This is a genomic window from Luteibacter aegosomatissinici (assembly GCF_023078495.1).
GTDB classification, from domain to species: domain Bacteria; phylum Pseudomonadota; class Gammaproteobacteria; order Xanthomonadales; family Rhodanobacteraceae; genus Luteibacter; species Luteibacter aegosomatissinici.
In genome coordinates this window covers 3,310,747-3,337,159 of sequence record NZ_CP095742.1, presented here as the reverse complement: position 1 = coordinate 3,337,159, position 26,413 = coordinate 3,310,747, and the positions used below count along the sequence as shown (strand labels likewise).

General features: G+C 63.8%; 27 protein-coding genes and 6 tRNA genes. 25 read left to right on the top strand and 8 right to left on the bottom strand.

Features of this window, described 5'->3' with window-relative positions; translation table 11 throughout:
- The first annotated feature begins 60 nt into the window (after positions 1-60).
- The 7 genes from L2Y97_RS14965 to truD are packed head-to-tail and all read left to right on the top strand — an operon-like array spanning position 61 to position 5,722.
- Entirely contained in the window at positions 61-444 is a 384-nt protein-coding gene (locus L2Y97_RS14965) for a hypothetical protein (protein WP_247428051.1), read from the top strand.
- A gap of 10 nt (positions 445-454) precedes the next feature.
- Entirely contained in the window at positions 455-1,753 is a 1,299-nt protein-coding gene (eno, locus tag L2Y97_RS14960) for a phosphopyruvate hydratase (RefSeq protein ID WP_247428049.1), read from the top strand.
- A 9-nt stretch (positions 1,754-1,762) separates the two neighbouring features.
- Positions 1,763-2,107 carry a cell division protein FtsB gene (gene ftsB / locus L2Y97_RS14955; protein ID WP_247428046.1) on the top strand — a complete coding sequence of 115 codons (345 nt, stop codon included), beginning with the start codon at positions 1,763-1,765 and terminating at the stop codon, positions 2,105-2,107.
- The gene (gene ispD, locus L2Y97_RS14950) at positions 2,107-2,796 is read left to right on the top strand and encodes a 2-C-methyl-D-erythritol 4-phosphate cytidylyltransferase (protein ID WP_247428043.1); all 690 of its coding nucleotides are present in this window, start codon (positions 2,107-2,109) and stop codon (positions 2,794-2,796) included. The genes ftsB and ispD overlap by 1 nt, the downstream gene beginning before the upstream one ends.
- Positions 2,793-3,269: a 2-C-methyl-D-erythritol 2,4-cyclodiphosphate synthase gene (ispF, locus tag L2Y97_RS14945; protein WP_247428040.1), complete on the top strand. Its 477-nt coding sequence runs from the start codon at positions 2,793-2,795 to the stop codon at positions 3,267-3,269. The genes ispD and ispF overlap by 4 nt, the downstream gene beginning before the upstream one ends.
- Positions 3,266-4,693 carry a magnesium transporter gene (gene mgtE / locus L2Y97_RS14940; RefSeq protein WP_247428037.1) on the top strand — a complete coding sequence of 476 codons (1,428 nt, stop codon included), beginning with the start codon at positions 3,266-3,268 and terminating at the stop codon, positions 4,691-4,693. Before ispF ends, mgtE begins: the two co-directional genes overlap by 4 nt.
- Positions 4,694-4,705: 12 nt before the next feature.
- Entirely contained in the window at positions 4,706-5,722 is a 1,017-nt protein-coding gene (gene truD, locus L2Y97_RS14935) for a tRNA pseudouridine(13) synthase TruD (RefSeq protein ID WP_247428034.1), read from the top strand.
- A 20-nt stretch (positions 5,723-5,742) separates the two neighbouring features.
- Here truD and L2Y97_RS14930 read toward each other — a convergent pair whose 3' ends face one another.
- The gene (locus tag L2Y97_RS14930; RefSeq protein WP_247428031.1) at positions 5,743-6,285 is read right to left on the bottom strand and encodes a Smr/MutS family protein; all 543 of its coding nucleotides are present in this window, start codon (positions 6,283-6,285) and stop codon (positions 5,743-5,745) included.
- 116 nt (positions 6,286-6,401) lie between these two features.
- Here L2Y97_RS14930 and surE point away from each other — a divergent pair, with 116 nt between their 5' ends.
- From surE to L2Y97_RS14910, 4 genes are read left to right on the top strand one after another with little or no spacing between them, the layout of a single operon-like run.
- Positions 6,402-7,184, top strand: a complete 783-nt coding sequence (surE, locus tag L2Y97_RS14925; RefSeq protein ID WP_247428028.1) for a 5'/3'-nucleotidase SurE — start codon at positions 6,402-6,404, stop codon at positions 7,182-7,184.
- Position 7,185: 1 nt separating this feature from the next.
- A complete protein-coding gene (locus tag L2Y97_RS14920; RefSeq protein WP_247428025.1) occupies positions 7,186-7,869 on the top strand; it encodes a protein-L-isoaspartate(D-aspartate) O-methyltransferase in 684 nt (227 codons plus the stop codon).
- Between the two features lie 29 nt (positions 7,870-7,898).
- Positions 7,899-8,507 (top strand): YqaA family protein, encoded by a 609-nt coding sequence (locus tag L2Y97_RS14915; protein ID WP_247428022.1) that lies wholly within the window; start codon positions 7,899-7,901, stop codon positions 8,505-8,507.
- A gap of 23 nt (positions 8,508-8,530) precedes the next feature.
- Positions 8,531-9,550, top strand: coding sequence for a peptidoglycan DD-metalloendopeptidase family protein (locus tag L2Y97_RS14910; RefSeq protein WP_247428019.1), 1,020 nt, complete (start codon positions 8,531-8,533; stop codon positions 9,548-9,550).
- A gap of 75 nt (positions 9,551-9,625) precedes the next feature.
- Here the strand turns inward: L2Y97_RS14910 and panE are convergent, their stop codons facing one another.
- Genes panE through yhbY form a run of 3 tightly spaced genes read right to left on the bottom strand, consistent with a single transcriptional unit; the run spans position 9,626 to position 11,250 of the window.
- Positions 9,626-10,561: a 2-dehydropantoate 2-reductase gene (gene panE, locus L2Y97_RS14905; RefSeq protein WP_247428016.1), complete on the bottom strand. Its 936-nt coding sequence runs from the start codon at positions 10,559-10,561 to the stop codon at positions 9,626-9,628.
- 5 nt (positions 10,562-10,566) lie between these two features.
- Positions 10,567-10,947: an Mth938-like domain-containing protein gene (locus L2Y97_RS14900; protein WP_247428014.1), complete on the bottom strand. Its 381-nt coding sequence runs from the start codon at positions 10,945-10,947 to the stop codon at positions 10,567-10,569.
- 6 nt (positions 10,948-10,953) lie between these two features.
- Positions 10,954-11,250 carry a ribosome assembly RNA-binding protein YhbY gene (gene yhbY, locus L2Y97_RS14895; protein ID WP_247428011.1) on the bottom strand — a complete coding sequence of 99 codons (297 nt, stop codon included), beginning with the start codon at positions 11,248-11,250 and terminating at the stop codon, positions 10,954-10,956.
- 88 nt (positions 11,251-11,338) lie between these two features.
- Between yhbY and rlmE the strand changes: the two genes are divergently transcribed.
- From rlmE to L2Y97_RS14850, 9 genes are all read left to right on the top strand, one after another.
- Positions 11,339-11,989 carry a 23S rRNA (uridine(2552)-2'-O)-methyltransferase RlmE gene (gene rlmE / locus L2Y97_RS14890; protein ID WP_247428008.1) on the top strand — a complete coding sequence of 217 codons (651 nt, stop codon included), beginning with the start codon at positions 11,339-11,341 and terminating at the stop codon, positions 11,987-11,989.
- Positions 11,986-13,920: an ATP-dependent zinc metalloprotease FtsH gene (gene ftsH, locus L2Y97_RS14885; protein ID WP_247428006.1), complete on the top strand. Its 1,935-nt coding sequence runs from the start codon at positions 11,986-11,988 to the stop codon at positions 13,918-13,920. Before rlmE ends, ftsH begins: the two co-directional genes overlap by 4 nt.
- A gap of 339 nt (positions 13,921-14,259) precedes the next feature.
- A tRNA-Arg gene (locus tag L2Y97_RS14880) sits at positions 14,260-14,336 on the top strand.
- 136 nt (positions 14,337-14,472) lie between these two features.
- Positions 14,473-14,549 (top strand) — tRNA-Pro (locus tag L2Y97_RS14875).
- 24 nt (positions 14,550-14,573) lie between these two features.
- Positions 14,574-14,650 (top strand) — tRNA-Arg (locus L2Y97_RS14870).
- A gap of 13 nt (positions 14,651-14,663) precedes the next feature.
- A tRNA-His gene (locus L2Y97_RS14865) sits at positions 14,664-14,740 on the top strand.
- 30 nt (positions 14,741-14,770) lie between these two features.
- A tRNA-Lys gene (locus L2Y97_RS14860) sits at positions 14,771-14,846 on the top strand.
- Positions 14,847-14,940: 94 nt separating this feature from the next.
- Positions 14,941-16,590: a phosphoethanolamine transferase gene (locus L2Y97_RS14855; RefSeq protein ID WP_247428004.1), complete on the top strand. Its 1,650-nt coding sequence runs from the start codon at positions 14,941-14,943 to the stop codon at positions 16,588-16,590.
- Positions 16,591-16,700: 110 nt separating this feature from the next.
- Positions 16,701-16,785 (top strand) — tRNA-Leu (locus tag L2Y97_RS14850).
- A 271-nt stretch (positions 16,786-17,056) separates the two neighbouring features.
- On the opposite strand, the gene L2Y97_RS14845 is transcribed toward L2Y97_RS14850, so the two are convergent.
- From L2Y97_RS14845 to L2Y97_RS14830, 4 genes are all read right to left on the bottom strand, one after another.
- Positions 17,057-17,272 carry a hypothetical protein gene (locus tag L2Y97_RS14845; RefSeq protein ID WP_247428002.1) on the bottom strand — a complete coding sequence of 72 codons (216 nt, stop codon included), beginning with the start codon at positions 17,270-17,272 and terminating at the stop codon, positions 17,057-17,059.
- 163 nt (positions 17,273-17,435) lie between these two features.
- Complete coding sequence (locus L2Y97_RS14840) at positions 17,436-17,834, bottom strand: hypothetical protein (protein WP_247428001.1); 399 nt, start codon at positions 17,832-17,834, stop codon at positions 17,436-17,438.
- Positions 17,835-18,053, bottom strand: coding sequence for a hypothetical protein (locus L2Y97_RS14835; protein ID WP_247427999.1), 219 nt, complete (start codon positions 18,051-18,053; stop codon positions 17,835-17,837). It abuts the gene before it with no gap.
- A 115-nt stretch (positions 18,054-18,168) separates the two neighbouring features.
- Complete coding sequence (locus L2Y97_RS14830) at positions 18,169-19,560, bottom strand: MFS transporter (RefSeq protein ID WP_247427997.1); 1,392 nt, start codon at positions 19,558-19,560, stop codon at positions 18,169-18,171.
- A 91-nt stretch (positions 19,561-19,651) separates the two neighbouring features.
- Here L2Y97_RS14830 and soxR point away from each other — a divergent pair, with 91 nt between their 5' ends.
- From soxR to lon, 5 genes are all read left to right on the top strand, one after another.
- Positions 19,652-20,086 carry a redox-sensitive transcriptional activator SoxR gene (gene soxR, locus L2Y97_RS14825; RefSeq protein ID WP_247427995.1) on the top strand — a complete coding sequence of 145 codons (435 nt, stop codon included), beginning with the start codon at positions 19,652-19,654 and terminating at the stop codon, positions 20,084-20,086.
- Between the two features lie 174 nt (positions 20,087-20,260).
- Positions 20,261-21,553 carry a trigger factor gene (gene tig, locus L2Y97_RS14820; protein ID WP_247427993.1) on the top strand — a complete coding sequence of 431 codons (1,293 nt, stop codon included), beginning with the start codon at positions 20,261-20,263 and terminating at the stop codon, positions 21,551-21,553.
- A gap of 55 nt (positions 21,554-21,608) precedes the next feature.
- Positions 21,609-22,235 carry an ATP-dependent Clp endopeptidase proteolytic subunit ClpP gene (clpP, locus tag L2Y97_RS14815; protein ID WP_425492858.1) on the top strand — a complete coding sequence of 209 codons (627 nt, stop codon included), beginning with the start codon at positions 21,609-21,611 and terminating at the stop codon, positions 22,233-22,235.
- 103 nt (positions 22,236-22,338) lie between these two features.
- On the top strand, positions 22,339-23,628 hold the full coding sequence (clpX, locus tag L2Y97_RS14810) for an ATP-dependent Clp protease ATP-binding subunit ClpX (RefSeq protein ID WP_247427989.1): 1,290 nt from the start codon (positions 22,339-22,341) through the stop codon (positions 23,626-23,628).
- A 172-nt stretch (positions 23,629-23,800) separates the two neighbouring features.
- Positions 23,801-26,323: an endopeptidase La gene (gene lon, locus L2Y97_RS14805; protein WP_247427986.1), complete on the top strand. Its 2,523-nt coding sequence runs from the start codon at positions 23,801-23,803 to the stop codon at positions 26,321-26,323.
- The last annotated feature ends 90 nt before the right edge of the window (positions 26,324-26,413 follow it).

Below are 26,413 nucleotides of genomic sequence, written 5' to 3'. Positions count from 1 at the left end.
TCAAGCGCGCCGGGTACACACAGCACGGGGGCCAGGGGCCTCCCCAGGAGACGGGCGCCGATGGTCGAAGACAGCGGGATCCACAGCGCGGGCACATATGCCCAGCGTGCGGCCACCTTGCCGCAGTCGGGTCTTGGCGTTGCGTCGTTCGTCATCGCGCTGGTTTCCGGCCTTGCCGTGCTTGGCGGCATCACGCTTTCCGCCGTGCTCATCTCGGCCGGTGATACCGCCGAGCACATGCCGCTGTTCGGCCTGATCGGCCTCGTTCTCATCTTCTTCCTGCTCATGGCGCTGGTTGGCACCGTGCTGGCCCTGGTCGCCCTGCGTCGCCAGGATCGCCGCCGCACGTTCGCCGCGATCGGCCTTGGGCTCAATGTTTTCATCCTGCTTGGTACCGGCGCCATGATGGCGCTGGGTACCGTGCTCCGTCATTCCAACTCGTAACGGGAAGCGCATGACCACCTCCATCACCAAGATCCACGCCCGCGAAATCCTCGACTCGCGCGGCAACCCCACCCTTGAAGCCGAAGTCACGCTGGCCGATGGCTCGTTCGGCCGTGCAGCCGTTCCCAGCGGCGCCTCCACGGGCACGCGTGAAGCGGTCGAGCTGCGCGATGGCGACAAGGCCCGCTACGGCGGCAAGGGCGTGACCAAGGCCGTCGCCAACGTCAATGGCGAGATCGCCAAGGCACTGGCCGGCTTCGATGCACTGGATCAGAAGGGCCTCGATGCGAAGCTCATCGCGCTCGATGGCACCGATAACAAGGGCAAGCTGGGCGCCAACGCGCTGCTCGGTGTCTCCATGGCCGCCGCCCACGCCGCCGCCGCTTCGAAGAAGCAGGCCCTGTGGCAGTACCTGATGGTGCAGGGCGGTGGTTCGCTGCCGGTGCCGATGATGAACATCATCAACGGTGGCGCCCACGCCGACAACAACGTGGACGTGCAGGAATTCATGGTGCTGCCCGTTGGCGCACCGAACTTCGCCGAGGCGCTGCGTTACGGCGCGGAAATCTTCCATGCCCTCAAGTCGGTGCTGAAGGGTCGCGGGCTTAACACTTCGGTGGGCGATGAAGGTGGCTTCGCGCCGAACCTCAAGTCCAACGTCGAAGCGCTGGACACGATCCTCGAAGCCGTGAACAAGGCAGGCTTCAAGGTTGGCAGCGACATCCTGCTTGGCCTGGACGTGGCCAGCTCGGAGTTCTTCAAGAACGGCAAGTACGACCTGGAAGGCGAGGGCAAGGTGTTCACGCCGGAGCAGTGGGTGGATACGCTGGCCTCGTGGGCGAAGCAGTACCCGATCGTCACCATCGAAGATGGCATGGCCGAAGGCGACTGGGACGGCTGGGCACACCTCACCAAGGTGGTGGATGGCGCGATCCAGCTGGTCGGCGACGATCTGTTCGTCACCAACCCGAAGATCTTCCAGGAAGGCATCGACAAGAAGATCGCCAATGCCATCCTGATCAAGGTCAACCAGATCGGCACGCTGACCGAAACGCTCGAAGCCATCGCCATGGCCGACCGCGCGAAGTACGCCGCCATCGTCTCGCACCGCTCGGGCGAGACCGAGGACACCACGATCTCGGATATCGCCGTGGCGACCACCGCGACCCAGATCAAGACCGGCTCGCTGTGCCGTACCGATCGCGTGGCCAAGTACAACCAGCTGCTGCGCATTGAAGAGGCGCTGGGCGCGAAGGCGGTCTATGCCGGCCGCAACGCGTTCCCGAACCTCAGCAAGCTGCCGGGCTAACGAGGGCCTGTGAGCAACGCGGCACTCCTGCGCTGGGTCGGCCTGATCCTTGTCGTCATCCTCATCGCGCTGCAGCTCAAGCTGTGGGTCGGCGGTGGGGGGATGGCCGAGGTCGATTCGCTGCGCGTATCGGTCAAGAAGCAGACCGAGGACAACGCCGCGTTGCAAAAACGCAACGAAGCGCTCGCCGCCGATGTGGAAGACCTCAAGCACGGTGAGCAGGCGACGGAAGCGCGTGCTCGCCAGGAACTGGGCCTGATCAAGCCGGGTGAGACGTTCTACCAGGTGGTGGAGCCGGGGGCTGCGACCAGCGCGCCGCCGCCCCCACCGCCCGCTACTGCCGGCGACCAGTAATGGACGCGCTCTGGTGCGTGATTCCGGCCGCCGGCAAGGGTGTCCGGGCGGGCGGCGACCGGCCGAAACAGTACCAGCCGGTGGCCGGGCGGCCGCTGCTGGACCACACGCTGGAACGCCTGGCGGCACATCCGCTTGTTGCCGGGCTGATGGTCGTTATCGCGGCTGACGATATGCATTTTTCCGCAACTGACCAGGTGCGCGGCAAACCGTTGCTCACCACGGTGGGTGGTAGCGAACGCAGCTATTCGGTGCTGGCCGGGATCGAGGCGCTGCCCGCAGCCGTGACCGATGACGCCTTCGTGCTCGTACACGATGCGGCGCGGCCGTGCGTGCGTGCGGAGGACATCACCCGGCTCGTCACGGAAGCGGGACGCCGCGATGGCGGTTTGCTCGGCGCCCCATTACGCGACACGCTGAAGCGCGCCGATGCCGGCGGCCACAGCGCGGAGACCGAGCCGCGCGACGGGCGCTGGCGTGCGTTTACCCCGCAGATGTTCCGCCGTGCGGAACTGGCGCGTGCACTTCGTCTTGCCGCAGAGGCCGGTATTGTCGTTAGCGACGAAGCCATGGCAATCGAGCGTGCCGGTGGCAGGCCGCTGCTGGTCGAGGGCTCGGAAGACAACATCAAGGTCACGACGCCGGCCGATTTCGCCCTGGCGGAATTCCTGCTCGGGAGGATGAAATGATTCGTATCGGACAGGGTTTCGACGTACACGCGTTTGGCGACGGTGACCACGTCATGCTGGGTGGCGTGCGCGTGCCGCACAAACAGGGCGTGCTGGCGCATTCGGATGGCGATGTCGTATTGCACGCCTTGTGCGATGCCCTGTTGGGCGCGTTGGCGCTGGGCGACATCGGCAAGCATTTTCCTCCGTCGGACGACCAGTGGAAGGGCGCGGATAGCCGCACGTTTGTCCGCGCGGTACGTGATCTGCTGCTCGCACGCGGCTACGTGCTCGGCAACGCGGATGTCACTGTCATCTGCGAGGCGCCGAAAGTGCTGCCGCACGCGGAGGCCATGCGGGTGAATATCGCCGCGGACATGGGCGTGGATATCGATCGCATCAGCATCAAGGCGACGACCACTGAAACACTCGGGTTCACCGGCCGCCGCGAAGGCATCGCCGCGCTGGCGAGCGTGCTGGTACAGCCCGCATGACCGAACTCGACACCCGCGCGTCAACGCCACGCCTGCAGGATCGCCTTGAGGCGATCAACGACCTGCTGCGCCGGCGTGAAGCGCTGGTGGCCCTGGAGGCGACCACGCCGACGGGTGACGCAGAGGCGCTCGCGGCCGTCGATGCCGGGCTCCAGGCCACCCTGGATGCACTGCACCCGGCCGACCTGGCCGACGTGCTCGAATCGCTCCCGCTCGAGGACCGCCTCGCGGTGTGGCAGCGCGTGCGCAGCGACCGTGACGGTGAGATCCTCCTCGAGGTATCGGATTCGGTTCGCGAATCGCTGATCGCGGATATGGACGATCGCGAGATTCTCGCCGCTGTCGAACCGTTGGATGCCGACGAGCTGGCAGATCTGGTCGATGACCTGCCCACCGAAGTGCTGCCGGAACTCATGGCCAGCCTCGATGCGCAGGAGCGCGAGCGCGTGCAGGCGGCCATGTCCTACGAGGACGACCAGGTCGGCGCGCTGATGGATTTCGACATGGTTACCATCCGCGAGGACATCAGCCTCGAGGTGGTGTTGCGTTACCTGCGCCGTTTCGAGGAGCTGCCGGCGCAGACCGACAAGCTGTTCGTCGTCAATGCCGATCACGTGCTGACAGGCGTCCTGCCGTTGCATTGGTTGCTGGTCAATTCGCCCGACAAAATGGTGCGCGAGATCATGGCGCCGGACGTGAACACGTTTGGGCCGGAAGACGACGCTTACGATGTTGCCCAGGCCTTCGAGCGATACGACCTGGTCACGGCGCCGGTCGTCGATTCGCACATGCGCCTTATTGGCCGTATCGCGGTCGATGCCATGATTGATTTCATCCGCGAGGAAGGCGAGGCCGAGGCGCTGTCGCGTGGCGGCTTGCGCGAAGAGGAAGACATCTTCGCCTCCGTGTGGAAATCCGTACGTAACCGCTGGGCATGGCTGGCGACCAACCTGGTGACGGCCTTCATCGCGTCGCGTGTGATCGGCTTGTTCGAGCACTCGATCGAGAAGCTGGTGGCGCTCGCCGCGTTGATGCCTATCGTGGCCGGCATCGGCGGCAACTCCGGCAACCAGACCATCACGATGATCGTGCGCGCCATGGCGCTCGAGCAGGTGGGTGTGAACCAGGCCGGCCGCCTCTGGCGCAAGGAACTGGGCGTGGCGCTGATCAATGGCCTGGTCTGGGGCGGCGTCATCGGTATCGTTGCGTGGCTGTTGTACGACAGCGCGTCGCTGGGCCTGGTGATGACCGCCGCCATGACGCTCAATCTCCTGCTCGCTGCCTTCATGGGCGTGGGCATCCCCATGTTGATGGTCAAGCTGGGCCGGGATCCTGCACTGGGTTCCAGTGTCCTGATCACGGCCATGACCGACAGCGGTGGCTTCTTCATCTTCCTTGGCCTGGCCACCCTGTTCCTGATGTAAAGGCGTTACCCGATGACCGAGAACGAACTGCCTTTCGCGTTTGGCGCGCCGCCGTTGCGTGCACGCCTGCGCACCCAGCCTGAGGATTTCTTCGTCGAGGAGATCCTGGGCTACGAGCCGGATGGGGCGGGCGAGCACGCGTTCGTGCTCGTGGAAAAGCGTGGCGCCAACACCGATTGGGTGGCACGCGAAGTGGCGAAGTTCGCCGGTACATCGCCCATGAATGTCGGCTACGCTGGCATGAAGGACCGGCATGCCGTGACCCGTCAGGTGTTTACCGTGCAATTGCCCGGCAAGGCCGATCCGGACTGGAGCGCGTTCCCGCACGCCGATGTGAAACTGACGGCACTCGGCCGTCACTCGCGCAAGATCAAGCGTGGCGCGCTGCGCGGCAATCGTTTCGTCCTGGTATTGCGCGAGGTCGAAGGCGACCGCGCGGCCGCTGAAGTGCGGCTTTCGGCCATCGCCGAACGTGGCGTGCCAAATTACTTCGGTGAGCAGCGCTTCGGCCTCGGTGGCAACAACGTCGAGCAGGCCCGTGGCATGTTCAAGGGGCGCAGGGTCGATCGAGACAAGCGCTCCATCCTGCTGTCGGCCGCGCGTTCGCACATCTTCAACGGCGTGCTTGCCGAGCGTGTCGCGGCCGGCACGTGGGATGTCGGGATGGACGGCGAGATATGGGGCCTGGACGGCTCGCGTTCGTGGTTTGGGCCGGAACCTTTCAATGACGCGCTGGCGGAGCGTCTCGCGCGCTTCGATATTCATCCGACCGGGCCGCTATGGGGCAGGGGAGAGACACCTGCGGGTGCCGACGTTGCCGCGCTGGAAACGGAAATCGCTGGCCGTGATGCGGACCTGGCCGAAGGCCTGGCCGGTGCACGCATGGATCAGGAACGTCGCGCGCTGCGTCTCAAGCCCGCCGACTTCGCCTGGCGCTGGCTGGATGATGGCGCCCTGGAAGTAAGCTTCGCTCTCCCGGCGGGTGCGTACGCCACGACCGTGATCCGTGAGATCGCCACCACCGTGTGATCAGCTCCTACACCGGCCGCTCAGGGCTTGAGCAGGACGACCACCGCCCCGGTGCCGCCTTGCATGGGTCGCGCCGAGGCGAACGCCACCACATCGTCACGCCGGCGTAGCAGCTTGTCGGTGAGCCCTTTCAGCACGGGCCCTGCCGCTTTCGAACGCAGGCCCTTGCCGTGAATGATGCGCACGCAGCGGATGCCATCGCGGTGGCATTCGGCGAGAAACTCCGTAATGGTGAGTTGCGCCGCCGCGGCGTTCATCTGGTGAAGGTCCACATCGGCCTGGATGCTGAACTGGCCGCGCTTGAGTTGTTTCAGCAACTTGGGCGGATAGCCGTCGCGTAGGTACGACAATTCTTCGCCGACTTCGAGATCGGCCGGATCGTAATCGAACAGTAAGGAATCGGCCGGCACGGCGGCTTCGTCCGCGTCGCGCATGAACGGCACGGGATCGGGGCGGGGCCGCTCGGGCGCGCTTTCGGTGGCCACGACGGGCCGAACGTCGCCGATCGCCTCGCGGAACAGGCGGCTATCGTCGTCGTGTACCGAAGGACTGCGTCGTTTCATGAACTCCATCCTAGCCGGTTCCGGTGAATCCCGCGCCCCGCTCCGGTAGACTTGGGCAGTCGCGCGGCCTGGGTTTCACATGGGGCCGCCAGCCCCGTTTTTCGATCTGGATCAGCATGCAAGTTCTGGTTAGCAACGACGACGGCGTGGAGGCTCCGGGCATCCGGATCCTGGCCGAGCGTCTTGCCGGGTTCGGTACCGTCACGGTGGTCGCCCCGGACCGCGACCGCTCCGGTGCGAGCAACTCGCTCACCCTCGATGCGCCCATCCGGGTGCACCGCATGGACGATGGCCGCTACCGCGTGGCGGGTACGCCAACCGATTGCGTTCACCTGGCGCTATCGGGGTTGCTTGAGCACGAGACCGACATCGTGGTCTCCGGCATCAACAACGTGGCGAACCTGGGCGACGATGTCATTTATTCGGGTACCGTTTCCGCGGCCATGGAAGGGCGCTTCCTCGGTCTGCCGGCCATCGCCGTATCCCTGGTGACGAAGGAAGGCTCAGGGCACCATTTTGAGTCGGCCGCCAGCGCCGTGCTCATGCTGGTCCGCCGCCTGGTGATCGATCCGCTGCCTGCCGATACGATCCTGAACGTGAATGTCCCGGATCTGCCGTGGGATGAGATCCGTGGCTTTGAGGTGACTCGCCTCGGCAAGCGGCACCGCTCGGCGCCGGCCATTCGCACCGAGGATCCGCGCGGTCGTGACATGTGGTGGATCGGGCCGCCCGGCAAGATCGACGACGAAGGTCCGGGCACCGATTTCAACGCGGTGAGCAGGGGCTTTGTTTCGGTAACGCCCATTCATACCGACCTCACGCGTTTCCAGGCGCTGGAGAAGGTGAGCAGCTGGATGCTCCCGCTCTCGGCCGCCATGGATAACGAGGAGGCGGCGTGACATGGTGAACCTGCACGCCTTGCCGCCGTCGGCCTTGCGTGGCGAAGGCATGACCTCGCAACGCGCCCGCGATCGCCTGGCTGCGAAGCTGGCCGACGAAGGCATTCGTGACGAGCGCGTGCTGGAGGTTATCCGCCAACTGCCGCGCCACCATTTCATCGATCAGGCGCTGCACTCGCGGGCGTACGAAAACACGGCGTTGCCCATCGGCCATGGCCAGACCATCTCGCAGCCATGGATCGTGGCCCGCATGACCGAAGCCCTGATTGAACACGGCGTGCCCGAGCGCGTGCTCGAAATCGGCACGGGCTCGGGCTACCAGGCGGCCGTGCTCGCCGGCATCGTACCGACCGTTTACACCGTCGAGCGGATTGAAGAGCTGCTACGCCAGGCACGCCGCCGCTTTCGCCAGTTGGGTATCGAGAACCTGCGTTCCCGCCACGACGACGGAAAGCTCGGCTGGCCGTCGGACGCGCCGTTCGACGGCATCATCCTTACCGCTGCCGGCGATCGCGTTCCGCTGCAGCTCCTTGACCAGTTGGCACCGGGTGGCGTGCTGGTGGCGCCGGTAGGCAGCCCGAGCCAGCAGGTGCTCGTGCGGCTGCGCAAGGACGACCATGGCGAAGTGATCCGCGAAGAGCTTGGTGCGGTGAGTTTCGTCCCGCTTCTGGGTGGCATCGGCTGATGCGCCTTACTCTCAAGGGAGCCCGCTGAATGCGGTTGTTCGGATCACTCTACGAGCGCGCCATTGCCTGGGCGCGCCACCGCCACGCCGTGCGCTACCTGGCTGGCCTGTCGTTCGCCGAAGCCTTTATTTTCCCCATCATGCCCGAGGTGATGCTGGCGCCCATGATGCTGGCGGAGCCCCGCAAGGCGTTCCGTTACGCCAACTGGAGCCTGCTGTTTTCATTGCTTGGCTCGTTGGTGGGGTACGCGCTGGGTCACTTTGCCTACGAAGCGCTGAAGCCGCTGCTGGAGTCCCTGCACCTCCTGGCGCATATCGAAGAGGGCGTGGCCAACCTCCGCAAGGATATGCAGGCCCACGCCCTGGGCCTGTACATCGTGCTGGCCATGGCGGCGTTGCAGCCGGTCGTGCCCATGAAGTTTGTTACCTGGGCTTCCGGCATCGTTGGCGTGCCCATCCTGCCGTTTCTGCTCTGCATGCTTATTGGCCGCGGCAAGCGCGTGTGGCTGCTGGCGCTGCTTGTCCGGATATTTGGTGAACGGGCGGAGCAGATGCTGCGCAAACACATCGAGTGGATCGGCTGGGCTGTTATCGTAGCCATCATCCTCCTGGCTGCCTGGTGGTTCCTGCTGCGATGAGCGACCGAGAAAGGAAACCCGCGATGCGTACGCTTCGCCCGCTGGCACTGGCCGCGGCCGCTGGCATGGTTCTCCTTGCCGCCGGTTGCAGCGATCTGGATCCCACTCGCCATACCGTGGTGGTGACCCGTCCCGCCGGGTACGCCTCACCGTCACCGCACGCGGCTACCCCGACGCCACCGCCGCCGGGTGGCACGTACCGCGTGGTGAAGGGCGATACGCTCTACAGCATCGCGTTCCGAAACAAGGTCGATTTCCGCGACCTGGCCAGCTGGAACAACGTCGATTCGTCCTACACGATCTGGCCGGGCCAGGATCTGCGCCTGTCGCCGCCGGACCAGGGTCGGGTGGCGTCGTCGGCGCCTGCCCCCTCGCACGCGGCACCTGTGGTTGCCGCTGTGCCGCCGCCTGCGCACCCCGCAAGTACGCCTTCGGCGACGGCACCTTCGCCGCAGCCGGGGTTCCAGAGCGTGACCGAGGCTGAATCGGCGCCCGCCCCGGCGACAACCACGAACACGCCGGTGGTGGTTGCGGGCAAGCCCGCTGAATCGGTGGTCCCGTCGCCTACGGCGGCCGCGGCCGCTGCAGCGACGCCGTCTGCACCGCCGCCCCCGGTGGAGAACCCGCCTGCGTCGACGCCTATCATCGCCAGCGGTGCTACCCGCAATGCCGGCGGCATCACATGGCGCTGGCCGGCCGACGGCACCCTGATCAAGCGGTTCGCCTCGGGCGATGCCATTCCTGGTATCGAGATTGGTGGCAAATCAGGCGATCCGGTCCGTGCGGCCGCGGATGGCGTCGTCGTGTACAGCGGCAACGGGCTGGTCGGCTACGGCGAGCTGGTCATCATCAAGCATAGCGACAGCTTCCTTTCCGCCTACGGCCATAACCGAAAGCGCCTGGTAAAGGAGGGCGAGAAGGTGAAGGCCGGCCAGACCGTGGCGGAGATGGGTTCATCGGGCGCCACGCGCGACGAACTTCAGTTCCAGATTCGCCGCGATGGCAACCCGGTAGACCCACTGCAGTTCCTGCCGGCGAAGTAAGAGGGCCGCGGGCGTCGCGGGCGGCGGGCTCGCGGTGGTGGTTTTGTAGGAGCGCGCTTGTGCGCGATCAGCGCCTCAGCTCGAGCGCGCCTTCCGCGCTTCGAACGCCTGCAAATGCGCCCACGCCGTCTCCAGCATGGGCGCCTTGATCCCTTGTGCATGCGCCCGACGCAGCATGTCACCCACGATATGGTCGCCCTCGATCTTCTGCCCCGACTCCAGGTCGCGCAGCATCGAGGCCGTCAGTGGCGAGCCCTCCTGGGTCAACACCTTCCATGCCATGGCCCGCGCCTGATCCGGTACGGGCTGGCCGGATGCTCGCGCTACGGCAAGGCATTCATCGTAGAGCTGCTCGACCAGGCGCCGGCCATCGTCCGTACCGACGATATCGCCGATGCTGGCGCGAAACAGGCAGGTGCCCCCGGCCAGCGCCGTGAGGAAGGTGAATTTCGCCCACAGGTCGCGGGTGATGTCCGTGGAATGGACGTGATCGACCCTGGCCTGGGCGAACGCCTGCGCCAGGGCCTGGCAGCGATCCCCGTGGGCCTCGCCATCACGCTCGCCGAAGGTGACCGATGCACCGTTGCCGTAGTGGATGATTTCGCCGTTGGGACCCTTCCCGGCGCTGATGACACACATGCCACCGATCACCTTGTCCGGACCGAAGCGGGCATCGAGCGTGGCGTAGTGGGCGAGGCCGTTGAGGATGGGCAAGACGGCCGTGTGCTCGCCCACTGCCGGGTCGATCGATTCGATGGCGGAGTGCAGGTCGTAGGCTTTGCACGAAAGCAGTACGAGATCGAAGGCGCCGGCGTCGGCGACGGTTTCCGCCGTGACGTGCTTCACCTTAAGTGACGCGTCCCCGAACGGGCTGCGAATGACGAGGCCTTGCTCATCCAGGACCTGCGCGCGCGGCGGGCGTACCAGGAAGGTGACGTCGACGCCGGCCTGGGCGAGGCGCCCGCCGAAGTAACCGCCGGTCCCGCCGGCGCCAAGGACCAGGATACGCATCGGTTTTAGCCTTGCTTGGGCAGGATGAAAGCAACCAGGACCCGGCGACCCTCGCCGGATAGGAGGCTGTAGGTGCGAGCGGCCGAGCCGCTGGTCATGGCTTCGACGCCGATACCGCGGCGCAGGAAGCCCGCCATCACTTCGGCCGGCGGGAACACTTGCCGTTCGCCGGTGCCGACGATCACGATCTCGGGCTTCAGGGCGGCGATGGTTTCCACATCGGCCAGGCTCATCTGCTTCGCATCGGTGATGCCCCAGTCTTCGACGACCTGCTCGGGCATGAGCAGCAGGCTGCTATGAAAGTCGCGATCCACCACGGTGATGGTGTCCGCGCTGACCCGGCGTACGAAAAGGTATTCGCCGGGGCGGTCGAGCGTGAGATCCATGGAGGCTTACCGGGGCAGGGCGAGCTTCGGATCCTGTTCGTTGCGGCGGAACAGGACCACCACGTGGCCGATTTCCTGGACGGTCTCGGCACGGGTCTCGCCGGTGAGGAACGCGATCTGGGCCTGGCGCTCTTCCTTGTCACCCCCCGACAGCTTCACCTTTACCAGTTCGTGCTGGTCGAGGGCGTTGCCCAGTTCCTTGGCCACGGCGTCGGTGGCGCCCTTGTTGCCAAGCAGGATGACCGGGGAAAGGTCGTGCGCCAGGCTGCGGAGGTAGCGGCGCTGCGTAGGGGAGAGCGACATTGCGTTCAGGTTCGATTCGCGGGGGAGATGCCCCAAAGGGTATCATGCGTGCCCCCCTCTCTTCTTTATCTGGCGGATTACCCGGCCAATGGCACGCAGTAAAAGCAGCTCCCGCTGGCTCAAGGAGCATTTCGACGACCCCTACGTCAAGCGGGCCCAGGCCGAGGGGATGCGTTCGCGCGCCGTGTTCAAGCTGGAAGAGGTTCTTGAGAAAGATCGCCTGATCAAGCCCGGCATGACCATCGTCGACCTGGGCGCCGCCCCGGGCGGTTGGTCGCAGCTGGCCCGCCAGCGCCTTGGGGAATCCGGCAAGGTCATCGCCCTGGACATCCTGCCGATGGTCGGCTTGTCCGGCGTGGATTTCATGCAGGGCGATTTCCGTGAAGAAAGCGTGCTGCGTGAGCTGGAAAGCATGCTGGGCGGGCAAAAGGTCGATCTTGTCCTGTCCGACATGGCCCCCAATATGTCGGGTGTGGCCCTCGCGGACCAGATCCGCGCCATGGATCTTTGCGACCTTGCCCGGCAGTTTGCCCTCGATTGGCTGACACCCGGCGGGTCGTTCCTGGTGAAACTGTTCCAGGGGGCCGGTTTCGACGAGTACCTAAAGAACTTGCGCGCTGACTTCAGTCGCGTGACGATGCGTAAACCGAAGGCCTCCCGCGCGCGTTCGCGAGAGGTCTATGCGCTGGCGACCGGCCTCAAATCCGCGTCCCGGCAACCTGGCGAGAACCGCGCATGAATGAGATGGCTAAAAACCTGTTGCTGTGGCTGATCATCGCGGTGGTCCTCCTAACCGTGTTCCAGACCTTCAATCCGCACAGCGGATCGTCGCAGGACATGTCCTACACGGCGTTTGCCCAGCAAGTCGATAACGGCAACGTCGCCAGCGGCACGATCACCTCGTCGGCCCCGCCCACCATCACGGGCAAGCTGAAGGATGGTGGCAGCTACCGCACCGTGGTGCCGGTGGTCGGCCTGTCGACCAGCGACCTCGTCAAGCAGATGCGCGACAAGGGCGTCGAACTGCGCCAGGAGCCTGCCGATAACGGCTTCTCGCTGATCGGCCTGCTATTCAACTGGCTGCCCATCATTATCTTCGTCGCCGTCCTTATCTGGTTCATGCGCCAGATGCAGGCGGGCTCGGGTGGTCGTGGCGCCATGAGCTTCGGCCGCTCGCGCGCCAAGCTGCAGGGCGAGGACCAGGTCAAGGTCAACTTCACCGACGTGGCCGGGTGTGACGAGGCCAAGGAAGAAGTGGGCGAGCTGGTCGAGTTCCTCCGCGATCCGGGCAAGTTCCAGAAGCTGGGCGGCAAGATCCCGCGCGGCGTCCTGATGGTCGGTCCGCCCGGCACCGGCAAGACCCTGCTGGCCAAGGCCATTGCCGGCGAAGCCAAGGTCCCGTTCTTCTCGATCTCCGGTTCGGACTTCGTTGAGATGTTCGTGGGTGTCGGCGCCAGCCGTGTCCGCGACATGTTCGAGCAGGCCAAGAAGCACGCACCCTGCATCATCTTCATCGACGAAATCGACGCCGTCGGCCGCCACCGTGGCGCCGGCATGGGTGGCGGTCACGACGAGCGCGAGCAGACCCTGAACCAGCTGCTGGTCGAGATGGACGGCTTCGAAGGCACGGAAGGCATCATTGTCATCGCCGCGACCAACCGTCCGGACGTGCTCGATCCGGCGCTGCTGCGTCCGGGCCGCTTCGATCGCCAGGTCGTGGTTGGCCTGCCGGACGTCAAGGGCCGTGAGCAGATCCTCAAGGTGCACATGCGCAAGGTGCCGACCGCGGCCGATGTCGATGCCATGACCATCGCGCGCGGCACGCCGGGTTTCTCCGGCGCGGATCTCGCCAATCTCGTGAATGAGGCTGCGCTGTTTGCGGCGCGCGAGAACGCCCGCGAAGTGCGCATGAGCCACATGGACCGCGCCCGCGACAAGATCCTGATGGGCGCCGAGCGTCGCTCCATGGCGATGAACGACGAAGAGAAGAAGCTCACCGCCTATCACGAAGCCGGCCACGCCATCATTGGCCGCCTGGTGCCAGAACACGATCCGGTCTACAAGGTCACGATCATTCCGCGTGGCCGAGCGCTGGGCGTCACGATGTACCTGCCAGAAGGCGATCGGTACAGCCTGAATAAGGTCGCGATCGAATCGCAGCTGGCGTCGCTCTATGGCGGTCGTGTCGCGGAAGAGATCATCTTCGGCGTGGACAAGATCACGACCGGTGCATCCAACGATATCGAGCGTGCCACCAAGATGGCGCGCAACATGGCCACTAAGTGGGGCCTTTCCGATGAGCTGGGCCCCGTGATGTATGGCGAAGAGGAAGACGAGGTCTTCATCGGGCGCTCTGTCACGCAGCACAAGAGCGTCTCCAACGAGACGGCACGCAAGATCGACGAAGTGGTGCGCACGATCCTTGACCGCGCTTACGCGCGCAGCAAGGAGCTGCTCACCACCAACATCGACAAGCTGCACGTCATGGCGGAGGCGCTGCTCCAGTACGAGACGATCGACGCACGCCAGATCGACGACATCATGAATGGCCGCGAGCCTGGCCCGCCGGCTGACTGGCAGAAGCCGGGTTCCACGCCCCCGCCGCCACCGCCGCGTGGCGACGCCGGCTCGGCGCCCGACAAGGTCGGGAAGCCAGCGACGCAGCTGTAAGAGGGAAGGGCGGCCAGTGGCCGCCCTTCTTCGTTCTGCCCACTCATAAGACGCCTACGCGTTGACTGGCTCACGCTCATGTAGGAGCGCGCTTGCGCGCGATGCCTCTGACGCCGCCTCTGAGCTGTCGCTCCCAGAGCCGCGACATCTTGCCCATCTAGCGGCTCAAACCCCCATGCGACAACTATTTAGCCGTCCAATTAACCCGACTGTTACGGTTGCGAGAAAAAAAGTTTCAAAAAAGTGTTGACGCCCACCCCGGATATCTGAATAATTCCGCTTCTCGACACGGCGGTAACGCTTCACAGCGGTCTCCACCGGGTCTAAGGTTTTAAGTGTGCGCCCGTAGCTCAGTTGGATAGAGTACCAGGCTACGAACTTGGTGGTCGGGAGTTCGAATCTCTCCGGGCGCACCATTTTTTGAATCCATCGAAGCATAAGCGGTTCGGTGGCGGTAGTTGAAAGTGTGGTGTGTTCATACGGATTGACGGGCTAGGCTTTGACCCGTAGCATCTGAAAGCTTCGCCAGGGTATCGGTGTAGTTTTAGGTTTCGGGGTATAGCTCAGTCTGGTAGAGCGCCAGCTTTGGGAGCTGGATGTCGGGGGTTCGAATCCCTCTGCCCCGACCAACTGGTGCTCTACGTACAGTGCCTGCGCCTGTAGCTCAACCGGATAGAGCATCGGCCTTCTAAGCCGACGGTTGCAGGTTCGATTCCTGTCGGGCGCGCCAGTTAAGGTTTATGGTGGGCGTAGCTCAGTTGGTTAGAGTACCGGATTGTGATTCCGGATGTCGTGGGTTCGAATCCCATCGTCCACCCCACTTTTTAGTGACATACAATTCAAGTTTCACGGGCCGTTAGCTCAGTTGGTAGAGCAGTTGACTCTTAATCAATTGGTCGTAAGTTCGAATCTTACACGGCCCACCAATTGGAATAAGGCACTTAGAGAAATCTAAGTGCCTTTTTCTTTTGTTTCGAATTCGTCCATGGCGCCGCGATGGCCCCGGGGCCCGCGATACCTATGATCATTCAAGACAACGTACGGGCGCGGCGCGCCAAGTGGGCACTCCCAGCCTGGTTGCTGGGCGCCATCGTCGCCGTATACATCCTGGCGGTACTGAATCGTGGCCTCTGGTCGGAGCTGGCTCACGCGCTCGAGGCATCGCGCGGCACGCCCGGATTCTGGGGCCTGAGTGTTGCCGTTTGTTGTCGCCTGATCGGCAACCTGGTGCTGACGCTCGCGCTCGTGATCTGGCCGCGTATCGGCAAGGCGCTACTTGCACTTCTGATCCTCGTTTCCGCGGCGAGCGCGTATTACACCGAAACCTTCGGTGTGCATCTCAACGAAGAGATCATCCAGAGCATTTTCGAGACGACGCGCGCCGAGGCGGCCGCGTTGATCACGTGGGCGTTCGTTGGCTGGTTCCTTGCGCTTGGCGTGCTGCCGGCGGTGCTTGTGCTGTGGGTTCCTGTCCGCTTCACGCCGGGTTGGCGGGGCCTGGGCGGGCGTGGCGCCGTGATTCTTGCGGCCGTGGCACTCCTGGTTGTTCCGCCTCTGCTCACGGGACGAAACTACATCTACTTCGAACGTAACCACCGCGGCATGTACGACGTGTACAACCCGTACGCGGCGCTGAGCGGAACCTTCCATTACCTGCAGAAGGATGTGTTCCGGAAGAAGAAAGCGGTCACGCCGATCGGCATGGACGCCACGCTGGCACCTAACGCCGCCATGGCTGGGCGCAAGCGCGTGGTGGTGCTCGTGGTCGGCGAGACGGCGCGTGCGGAGAATCAGTCGCTTCAGGGGTACGGTCGCGATACCAATCCCGAGATGAAGCGCGCCGACGCGATCTATTTCAGCGACGCCTGGTCGTGCGGCACGGCGACCACGGTCTCTGTGCCTTGCATGTTCTCGAACATGACCCGCGAGAAGTTCGACAAACCCGTTGCCAAGGCCCACTGGAACGCGCTGGACGTGCTCCAGCACGCGGGCGTGGACGTTTACTGGCGCGACAATGACGAGGGCTGCAAGGACGTCTGTGCACGCGTGCCGAACGACGACCTGACCGATGCGAAAATCGCCAGGCTTTGTGACGCCAGCGGATGCCTCGACGAAGTGCTGCTGGGCGACCTTGCTGATCGCATTGCAAAGATGCGATCGCCGGCTCTGGTTGTGCTGCACATCAAGGGTAGCCACGGCCCGGCGTACTTCCAGCGCTACCCGGCGGAGTTCAACGTGTTCAAGCCGGGCTGCGATACCGCCGAGGTGCAGACCTGCACCTATGCGCAGACCGTGGCCAGCTATGACAACACGATCCTCTACACGGATCACATCCTGGGAAGAGTGGTCGATACGCTGAAGGCCGAGCCCGAGGTGGATAGCGCCATGATGTACCTCTCCGACCACGGCGAATCGCTGGGGGAGAACGACATCTACCTGCACGGTGCGGACTGGGCGACGGGCCCGAGCCAGCAAAAACACATCCCCATGCTGATGTGGCTCTCGCCCGGCTGGGTGCGCGATAGTGGCGTTCGCCTGGATTGCATGGCCCAGCGCCGCACGCAGCCGGCCAGCCAGGACAACCTGTTCCATACCCTGCTGGGCTTCTTCGATACGCACACCGACGTTTACAAGCCGGAGCTGGATCTCCTGGCGGGCTGTAAGGGCTAATTAGCCCCGAGAGCCGGGCAGGGCAGGCGGGATTATCCGGAACGGCCAATATCAGTGGGGGCGGCCGGTTATGGACCCGCAGCCTGCCTCCCCCTAGAATGGCGCGGCACGCGAGAGTGGCGGAATTGGTAGACGCACCAGATTTAGGTTCTGGCGGAGTAATCCGTGGGGGTTCGAGTCCCCCCTTTCGCACCAGCGCCAAGTGACTTGAATCAGGCACTTAGGCGTTACGACACCGTAAGAGTTACATCTGACGTAACAATCTCTGTCCCGTAACGATTAAGCCCTCGCACGCGAGGTGCCACGGAGCGCAGTGAGTGCCGCAGCGCCGTCAATCATGCTGAGCTTCACCCGGTCGTTCACTTCATCGACGCGATAAGCGCGCATGTGACCCCCTGACCGCAGACGACAAAAAACCCGCCGGTAAGGGCGGGTTCGTTGCGTAACGCTTGGAATCGAAGGGGCGCTAGTACGCCAGCTTGATTACGCCGGCGATGATGGACGCGCCAGCGCCGAGGGCGCCGACAACGATGGCCCCGAGCGCAACCATCGGGTAATAGCGCTGCTCCGCCTGAATCTTCGCGGTCTCTGCGCCGAGCTTCATGGTCTCGGCCATGGTCTTCGAGATGTTCGCGTGGATCAGTTCGAGGTCGGCGGCGTTCACGGTCTTGGCCTCAGCCATTGGATGCCCCTAGCGTATCAGGTGAATTAGTGGGTTCCCAGCGCACTTATCACACGTGCTCGGGTCGGTGCTGCGTCGCCAGTGCGGCAAGCTCCCGTACATAGGCCTCCGTATGGTTCGGGTAGCCGCGCATAGAGCAGCGTCAATGTATGTCGTCTGAAGCTCACGCAGCCCTGAATAAAGCGGAGACCAACCCGGTGAGCGCAGCGATACCACTAAGAATCAGTGCGCCAAAAGTGATCCATGGATAGTGCCGCGCTTCCTCGTTGAACTTTCGTGTCTCCGCAATGAGCCTGGAGGTCATGGTCTGTGTTTGGACCAGATCTTCGGTCATCTTTCTTTCGACCTCGAACCTGATCTTTTTGAGTTCGGCGCGAAGCTTTTTACGTTCCAGCCGTGCCCTCTGTCGGTCATCGTCGCCGAAGTGCTTGTCCATCGCTCGGTTGCCGTCCATCGATGCTTGCCTTGATGCCTGCAGGCGCGAGTTGCCTTCGTTTAAGGTAGACACGCTCGCCGGCCCTTTCCAGTCGCCGTTGCCCGACGCGAAGCGTAGGGTTTCCATTCAGATCTTCCTGGCGATCGTGAATAGCAGCGTCGCAAAGGTTGCGAGTGACGTGAGGATCGACGTCACGAGGCCGACGCCGATCCAGAACGGATACCAGTTTTTCTCGTACTCGAGTTTGTCCAGCTCGGCGTACATCTTGCGCATCTCGAGCGACGTGCGCTTGTATTCCTCGAACCAGCGCTTTCGTTCTTCGTCCAATGTAATGGCCCTGTCCATGACGTTCTCTCACCTCGCAGCGTAGCAGGCAGAATCTGCCTTGCTGCAAAGTAGGTGACTTACGTTAGCGCGGAAAGGCGCCCTTGCTCGCGAGTTGGTGTGAGGGTTTCCCTTGCTACACGTGGGCCGGCGCATTCGTCCTGCGCGCCACGACGTTCGCCAGCCACGCCAGCGCCACCGTGATCGCAAAGTTCGCGCCGAACGCCATGGTCTGCGAAACGTTGAGCAATGCCGCAAAGAGCGAACCGCCGATGGCGAGTGTCGCGGCGACCGCGAGCGATTCGCAGAGCTGAAGAGCGGAGGCATTCGTACCCTGTTCGTGCGCTGCCGACATAGAAAGCGCGAGCGTGGATACCGTGCCGTACACCATGCCGATACCGAGGCCTGTCGTAAGCCAGCCGAGCACCGCGACCGCCACGGGCGTCGCAGCGAACGTAGCCAGGCCGGCGACGATCGTGCCGATCGCCATCAGGCCCGTCCCGCGATTGAGCAGCGCCTGGCGCGAGATCTTCGCCAGGTGGCCCTGGTACCACGAACCCGAGAACCAGCCGACGGCGCCGACGCTGATGGCGAGCCCCGACCAGGTGGGCGACAGGCCATGCTGGCGGGAGAAGGCGAGCGGAAGGAAGGCTTCGGCACCGAAAAACGCTGATGCAACGAGTCCGCGGAGGCCAACCACGGACGGGAGGCCGCGCGCGGCCCGAAGCGTGCCCGGCGGTAGAAGGCGGCGGCCGCAGCTGATGAGCGCACCGATCGCTGGTAAAAGAAGAACAGCAGCGCGCCAGCCGTGTTCCTGCCCGGCGAGGAAGAGGGTGCATGCGCCTATGGACGCGCCGATCGCGTTCAGCATCTGGCCCGGCCGATCATCCGTGTGCGCGACCGGCGCGTCGAGGCTGCGAAGTGCCCCGCGGAGACCCAGGGCAGCCGGCAGGGCCAGCAGTGGTACGCCGAGGAAAACCCAGCGCCAGCCGATGTGCTCGACGATCAGGCCGCTCACCGCCGGCCCAATGAGGGCTGGCACGACCCAGCCGGCCGAAAACGAGGCGAAGACCTTTGGCCGCAGGTGATCGGGATAGAGCCGGCCCACGATCACATAAAGCGCCGGGGAGAGCAGGCCAGCACCCAGGCCCTGGATCAACCGGCCCACAAGCAGCATGGGCATGGCGTGCGCGAAGCCGGCGACCAGCAGGCCGGCGACGAAGCCGGCCAGGCCGGTCCACATCGCCGGCGCCGGCCCGCGCCGATCGCTCCAGCGGCCGGAGATCACCATGCCAATCACGCTGGTAGCGAGGACGCCGCCGAAGGCGAGGGCGTAGATCCGCAGGCCATCGAGTTCACGGGCCACGGTCGGCATGGCCGTCGTGACCGCCAGTGCCTCGAAGGCGATCAGGGAAATCAGAGCCACCATCCCGAGGGTCGCGGCACGGTAGCGGGGGGCGAGGATGCCTTCGGCGGCGGGGGAGGCCGAGGCGTCGAGGAGCTTGGGGTCAGACGTGCCCACGTTCATTTCAATCCTTGGGGGAGCGGGAGTGTCGCATGGTTGCGCGCGGGGCCCGGAAGCGAGAGGATCGGACCTGAACCATGGTTGAGGTCAAGCGATGCGTGAGCTGAGCGTGGGCGAGGTATCCCGGCGCGCCGGAGTTGCCGTATCGGCGCTGCATTTCTACGAACGAAAGGGGCTGATCCACAGTCTCCGCACGGCGGGCAACCAGCGGCGCTATGGGAGCGATGTGCTGCGCCGCATTGCCGTCATCCGGGTGGCCCAGCGCGTCGGCATTCCTCTCGAGGCTGTGCGGCAGGCTCTGGCGAGCCTGCCAGAGGGCCGCACGCCCAGCCGCGAGGATTGGGCTGGTCTGTCTGAACGATGGCGCCAGGACCTGGATGAGCGCATCGCTCATCTCACTAGCCTGCGAGATCGCCTGGGCGACTGTATTGGTTGCGGCTGCCTCTCGATATCGGCCTGCGCGCTTGCCAACCCGGGGGATGCGCTGGCTTCGGAAGGGGGCGGTCCGCGCCGCTGGGCCGGCCCTTGAGGCCTGTTGCGGCGGTATGACGGCAAAACGTAGAATGGGCAGTCATTTGCGGGGTTTTCGCCAGCGCCGGTTGGTCCGGGGTGGGGCCAGGCGTTCGCGGTGAATCCCTAAGTATTCGGTCAAGGCGGCGGATGCCGCCATCGCGCCGCGTCGGCGGCGGTTTCAGGAGAGGTCATGCAGGTTTCGGTTGAGAATGTCGGCAAGCTCGGGCGCAAGCTCACGGTGAAGTTCCCGGCTGAGCGTCTGGAGACCCAGGTCTCCGAGCGCATTGCGGAAATGGGCCGCACGGTCCGCCTCAAGGGCTTCCGTCCCGGCAAGGTGCCCACCACAGTGATCAAGCAGCGCTTCGGCGCGCAGGTCCGTGGCGAGGCGCTCTCGGACCTCATCGGCACCACCCTGCGTGAAGCCGTGACTCAGGAAAAGCTCCAGCCGATCGCCAACCCGTCGGTCGATACCACGGGCAACGCCGTCGATGGCGAGATTGCTTACACCGCCACCTTCGAGATCATGCCGGAGTTCCCGGCTATCGACGTGGCCGCGCTGGAAATCGCCCGCCCCAAGGCCGAGGTGAAGGACACCGACATCGACAAGATGATCGAGACCCTGCGCACCCAGCGTCGCAGCTTCGATGACGTGTCGCGTGCTTCCAAGGAAGGCGACTTCGTCATGTTCGAATACTCCGCGGAAGCCGGCGATTACCGCTTCCCGGCCGAAGGCCTGGAGCGCGCGGGTAGCGTGATCGGCTCGGGCACGCTGTTCAAGGCACTCGACGAAGCCCTGACCGGTCGTAGCGCCGGCGATGACCTGGTTCAGGACGTGGCCTTCCCCGAAGATTTCCGTAACCCGGAGCTCGCCGGCAAGACCGCCAAGGTCACCTTCAAGATCATCAAGGTCCAGGAGCCGAACCTTCCGGCCGTGGATGCCGAGTTCATCCAGCTGTTCGGCGTGGCCGACGGCGATGTCGACACCTTCCGCAAGGAAGTGCGCGCCAACCTTGAGCGTGAACTCAAGGCCACGCTGATGGCCCGCCTGAAGTCCGAAGTGGCTGAAAAGCTGGCTGGCGCCTATCCGGAGCTGGATGTGCCCGACCTGATGGCCAATGCCGAGGCCCAGAGCCTGGCGGCCGGCAACCTGCCGCGCGGCCAGCAGCCGTCGCCGGAGATGGTGGCCCAGGCCCTGCCGTTCGCGAAGAAGCGTGTGACCGCCGCCCTGCTCATGGGTGAGATTGCCCGCAAGAACGAGCTGCGCCTTGACCGCAAGCGCATGGGCGAGATGCTCACGGCGATTGCCTCCACCTATGAAGAGCCGGAAAAGGTCATTGAACTGTATAACAGTGACCCCCAACTGATGCAGGGACTGCAGAACCGCGTGATGGAAGACCAGGTGGCGGAATGGGTGGCGGATAACGCCAAGTCCACCGACCAGGAACTGAGCTTCGACGAGGTAATGCGGCCGATCGGCGCCTAAGGCGCCGATTCACTGGCAACAACCGGGCCCCACACGAAGGAGAGACCGCATGTCCATGGCTCCGATCCAGAACCTCAACCTGGTGCCCATCGTCGTCGAACAGACCTCGCGCGGCGAGCGTTCGTACGACATTTACTCGCGCCTCCTCAAGGAGCGCGTGATCTTCGCGGTTGGCCCGGTCGACGACTACATGGCCAACGTGATCGTCGCGCAGCTCCTGTTCCTTGAATCGGAAAACCCGGACAAGGACATCAACCTGTACATCAACAGCCCGGGTGGCTCGGTCACGGCCGGCATGGCGATCTACGACACCATGCAGTTCGTGAAGCCGGATGTCAGCACCATGTGCATCGGCCAGGCGGCTTCCATGGGCGCCCTGCTGCTGGCGGCAGGTGCGGCCGGCAAGCGTTACTCGCTGCCGCACTCCCGGATCATGATCCACCAGCCCTGGGCTGGCGGCATTTCCGGCCAGGCTACCGATATTGAGATCCACGCCCGTGAAATTCTCACGATGCGTGAGCGTCTCAACGCCATCCTGGCGAACCACAGCGGCAAGACGGTCGAGGAAATCGCCCGCGATACCGAGCGCGACCGCTTCATGAGCGGCGCGGAAGCCCAGGCTTACGGCCTGATCGACTCGGTTCTCGACAAGCGCACCGTTGACACCGTCAAGTCGGCTTGATTGGCTTTTTCGCTTGTGAAATCCAGCACTTCGCCCCGGGTTCCCGGGGCGGGGTGCTGTGCTATTCTCAAAGCGCATCTAGATCCTCAGTAGGGCCCAAAGCATGAGCGACGAGCGGCAAGGCCGTTCCAACGACGGCAAGATTCTGTACTGCTCCTTCTGCGGCAAGAGCCAGCATGAAGTGCGCAAGCTGATCGCCGGCCCCAGCGTGTTCATCTGCGACGAATGCGTTGAGCTGTGCAACGACATCATTCGCGAGGAACTGGAAGAAAAGGCGGCCTCCGGCCGTACCCAGCTTCCGAAGCCGCGCGAAATCATGGAAGCGCTTGACCAGTACGTGGTTGGCCAGACGCGCGCCAAAAAGGCGCTGTCCGTTGCCGTCTATAACCATTACAAGCGCATGGAATCGCGCCAGAAGAACGACGACGTCGAACTCGGCAAGTCGAACATCCTCCTGATCGGTCCGACCGGTTCGGGCAAGACGCTGCTGGCGGAAACGCTGGCGCGCCTGCTCAACGTGCCGTTCACCATCGCGGATGCCACGACGCTGACCGAAGCCGGTTACGTCGGTGAAGATGTCGAGAACATCATTCAGAAGCTTCTGCAGAAGTGCGACTACGACGTTGAAAAGGCTCAGAGCGGCATCGTCTACATCGATGAAATCGACAAGATTTCGCGCAAGAGCGAAAACCCGTCGATCACCCGCGATGTGTCCGGCGAAGGCGTTCAGCAAGCCCTGCTGAAGCTCATCGAAGGCACGCTCGCCTCGGTGCCGCCGCAGGGTGGTCGCAAGCATCCGCAGCAGGAATTCCTGCAGGTCGATACGCGCAACATCCTCTTCATCTGCGGCGGCGCGTTTGCCGGCCTGGAGAAGGTGATCCAGCAGCGTTCCGAGACCACGGGCATTGGCTTTGGCGCGGAAGTTCGCTCGAAAGAGCGGACGGAAAACGTCGGCAAGATGCTTTCGGAAGTGGAGCCGGCAGATCTGGTTCGCTTTGGCCTCATCCCCGAGTTTGTCGGCCGCCTGCCGGTGGTCGCCACGCTGGATGAGCTCGACGAAGCCGCGCTGGTACAGATCCTCACCGAGCCGAAAAACGCGGTCACCAAGCAGTTCCGCAAGCTGTTCGACATGGAAGGCGCCGAGCTCGAGTTCCGTCCGGAGGCGCTGTCCGCCATCGCCAAGCGTGCGCTCAAGCGCAAGACGGGCGCGCGTGGCCTTCGCACCATCCTGGAGCAAGTGCTGCTCGATACCATGTTCGAGCTTCCGTCGCTTGAGCATGTGAGCAAGGTCGTGGTCGATGATGCTGTCATCGATGGCCAGGCTGAGCCGTACCTGATCTATCGCGGCAACCTGCAGCAGCGGATCGCCGGCGAGGGTGGCGACGCCGCCTGAAGCGAGGCCGCAAGGTAAACGGAGCGGCCCCGGCGCGTTAGTGCGCCGGGGCCGTTTTTGTATGTAGGCGTGGGCCTTGATGGTCCCTTCGCGAACCTCCACTTGACTACCATGGTGGCTCCGGCGCAGTGTCGGGGCGAACCCCACATTCTTTGAGGGAAAACCCACACACATGGCGAAGAATCGCAGCCAAACCACGAGCGGAGCCGCGCTGGACCTGTTGCCGGTCCTCCCCCTGCGCGATGTCGTCGTCTACCCGCACATGGTCATCCCGCTCTTCGTTGGGCGCGACAAATCCATGCGCGCGCTGGAACAGGCGATGGAAGGCGAACGACAGATCCTGCTCGTCGCCCAGAAGAGCCCCGATATTGACGATCCCGCCGTGGAAGACCTGCATCAGGTCGGCACGCTTGCGGGCGTATTGCAGTTGCTCAAGCTCCCCGATGGCACCGTGAAGGTGCTGGTCGAGGGCCAGTCGCGCGTGCAGATCGATTCGTTCGAAGATGAAGGCGGCATGATGCGCGGCCGTGCCCGTGTCATCGAGCCGATCTACAGCGGTAGTGATCGCGAACTCGACGTGGTGTCGCGCTCGCTCGTTTCGCTATTCGAGCAACTCGTGAAGCAGAGCCGCAAGCTACCGCCGGAAATCCTGGCGACGCTGTCGGGCATCGATGACCCGTCGCGCCTGGCGGACTCCATTGCCGCGCATCTCTCGGTGCGCATGGCGGATAAGCAGAAGGTCCTTGAGACCTCCGACGTCGGCCAGCGCCTTGAGTTACTCATCGGGCTTGTCGATGGCGAGATGGACCTGCAGCAGGTCGAGAAGCGCATCCGCGGCCGCGTCAAGTCGCAGATGGAAAAGAGCCAGCGCGAGTACTACCTCAACGAGCAGATGAAGGCCATCCAGAAGGAGCTGGGTGAAGGTGAGGAGGGTGCGAACGAGATCGAAGAACTCCAGAAGAAGATCGACAACGCGGGCATGCCGAAGGCGGTGCTCACGAAGGCGCGCCAGGAGTTCAACAAGCTCAAGCAGATGTCCCCCATGTCGGCCGAGGCCACGGTGGTGCGCAACTACTTGGATTGGGTCGTTGGCGTGCCGTGGAAGAAGCGCAGCAAGGTGCGCAAGGATCTGGCACTCGCCCAGGAAACCCTCGACGCCGATCACTTCGGGCTTGAGAAGGTCAAGGAGCGCATCCTTGAGTACCTGGCGGTGCAGCAGCGCGTGAACACCATGAAAGGCCCGATCCTCTGCCTCGTCGGCCCGCCCGGCGTGGGCAAGACATCGCTCGGCCAGTCCATCGCGAAGGCAACGAACCGCAAGTTCGTTCGCATGAGCCTGGGTGGTGTGCGTGACGAGGCCGAGATTCGCGGACATCGCCGCACGTACATCGGCTCGATGCCGGGCCGCATCGTGCAGAACCTCAACAAGGTCGGTACGAAGAATCCTTTGTTCGTCCTGGATGAAATCGACAAGATGTCGATGGATTTCCGTGGCGATCCGTCATCGGCGCTGCTCGAAGTGCTCGATCCGGAACAGAACCACGCGTTCAATGATCACTACCTCGAAGTCGATCTCGATCTTTCCGAGGTGATGTGGGTCGCAACGGCGAACTCCCTGAATATCCCGGGGCCGCTGCTCGATCGCATGGAAGTCATCCGCATCCCCGGTTATACCGAGGACGAAAAGCTCAATATCGCGCAGAAGTATCTGTTGCCGAAGCAGCTGAAGGCGAACGGCCTGAAGCCTGAGGAGCTGACGATTGCCGAAGAGGCCGTGCGCGATATCGTTCGCTACTACACGCGTGAATCCGGCGTGCGTAACCTCGAGCGTGAAATCTCTAAGATCTGCCGCAAGGTCGTGAAGGAGCTGGCGCTGGGTACGGTGCCGGAGAGTGCGAAGGCTCCTGTGGCCAAAGCACCTGCGAAGGGCGCGAAAGCCAAGGCGAAGACGGTGGCATCGGCCCCGGGCCGCGTGGGCGTCGATGCGGGAAATCTCGACCATTACCTCGGCGTGCGTCGGTTCGACTTCGGCCGCGCCGAACAGCAGAACGAAGTGGGCCTGGTTACCGGCCTCGCCTGGACCCAGGTGGGCGGCGATCTGCTCAGCATCGAGGCGTCCGTGGTGCCCGGCAAGGGTCGCCTTGTGCACACCGGCCAGCTCGGCGATGTCATGAAGGAATCGATCCAGGCGGCGCTCAGCGTGGTTCGCGCACGTGCCGCTGGCCTGGGCATCGAGCCGGACTTCCACGAGAAGCTCGATATCCACATCCACGTGCCCGAGGGTGCTACACCCAAGGATGGCCCCAGTGCGGGTATCGCGATGTGCACGGCGCTCGTCTCTGCGTTGACCAAGGTGCCTGTGCGCTCCGAGGTCGCGATGACGGGTGAGATCACCCTGCGCGGCCGTGTGCTGCCGATCGGTGGCCTGAAGGAAAAGCTGCTGGCGGCGCATCGCGGTGGTATCACGACCGTGATCATCCCGGAGGAGAACCGCAAGGATCTCGTCGACCTGCCGGAGAACATCACCAGTTCGCTGCAGATCCATCCGGTGAAGTGGATTGATGAAGTGCTCGACCTCGCGCTCGAGCGCCCCCTGGGCGCCGTCAAGGCGGCCGAGGAAGGCAAGGTGGTTGAGGTAACGCGCAAATCAGGTAAGGGTGGTAAGGGGAAAAACTCCCCGTCACTCACGCATTGATTTGACGTAACCTTCCGTCGTTGTGGAAAAAAGGGTGCACGTAAGTGCGCCCTTTTTATTTTCGTTGTCCTGTCATTAATCGCCCGCGAT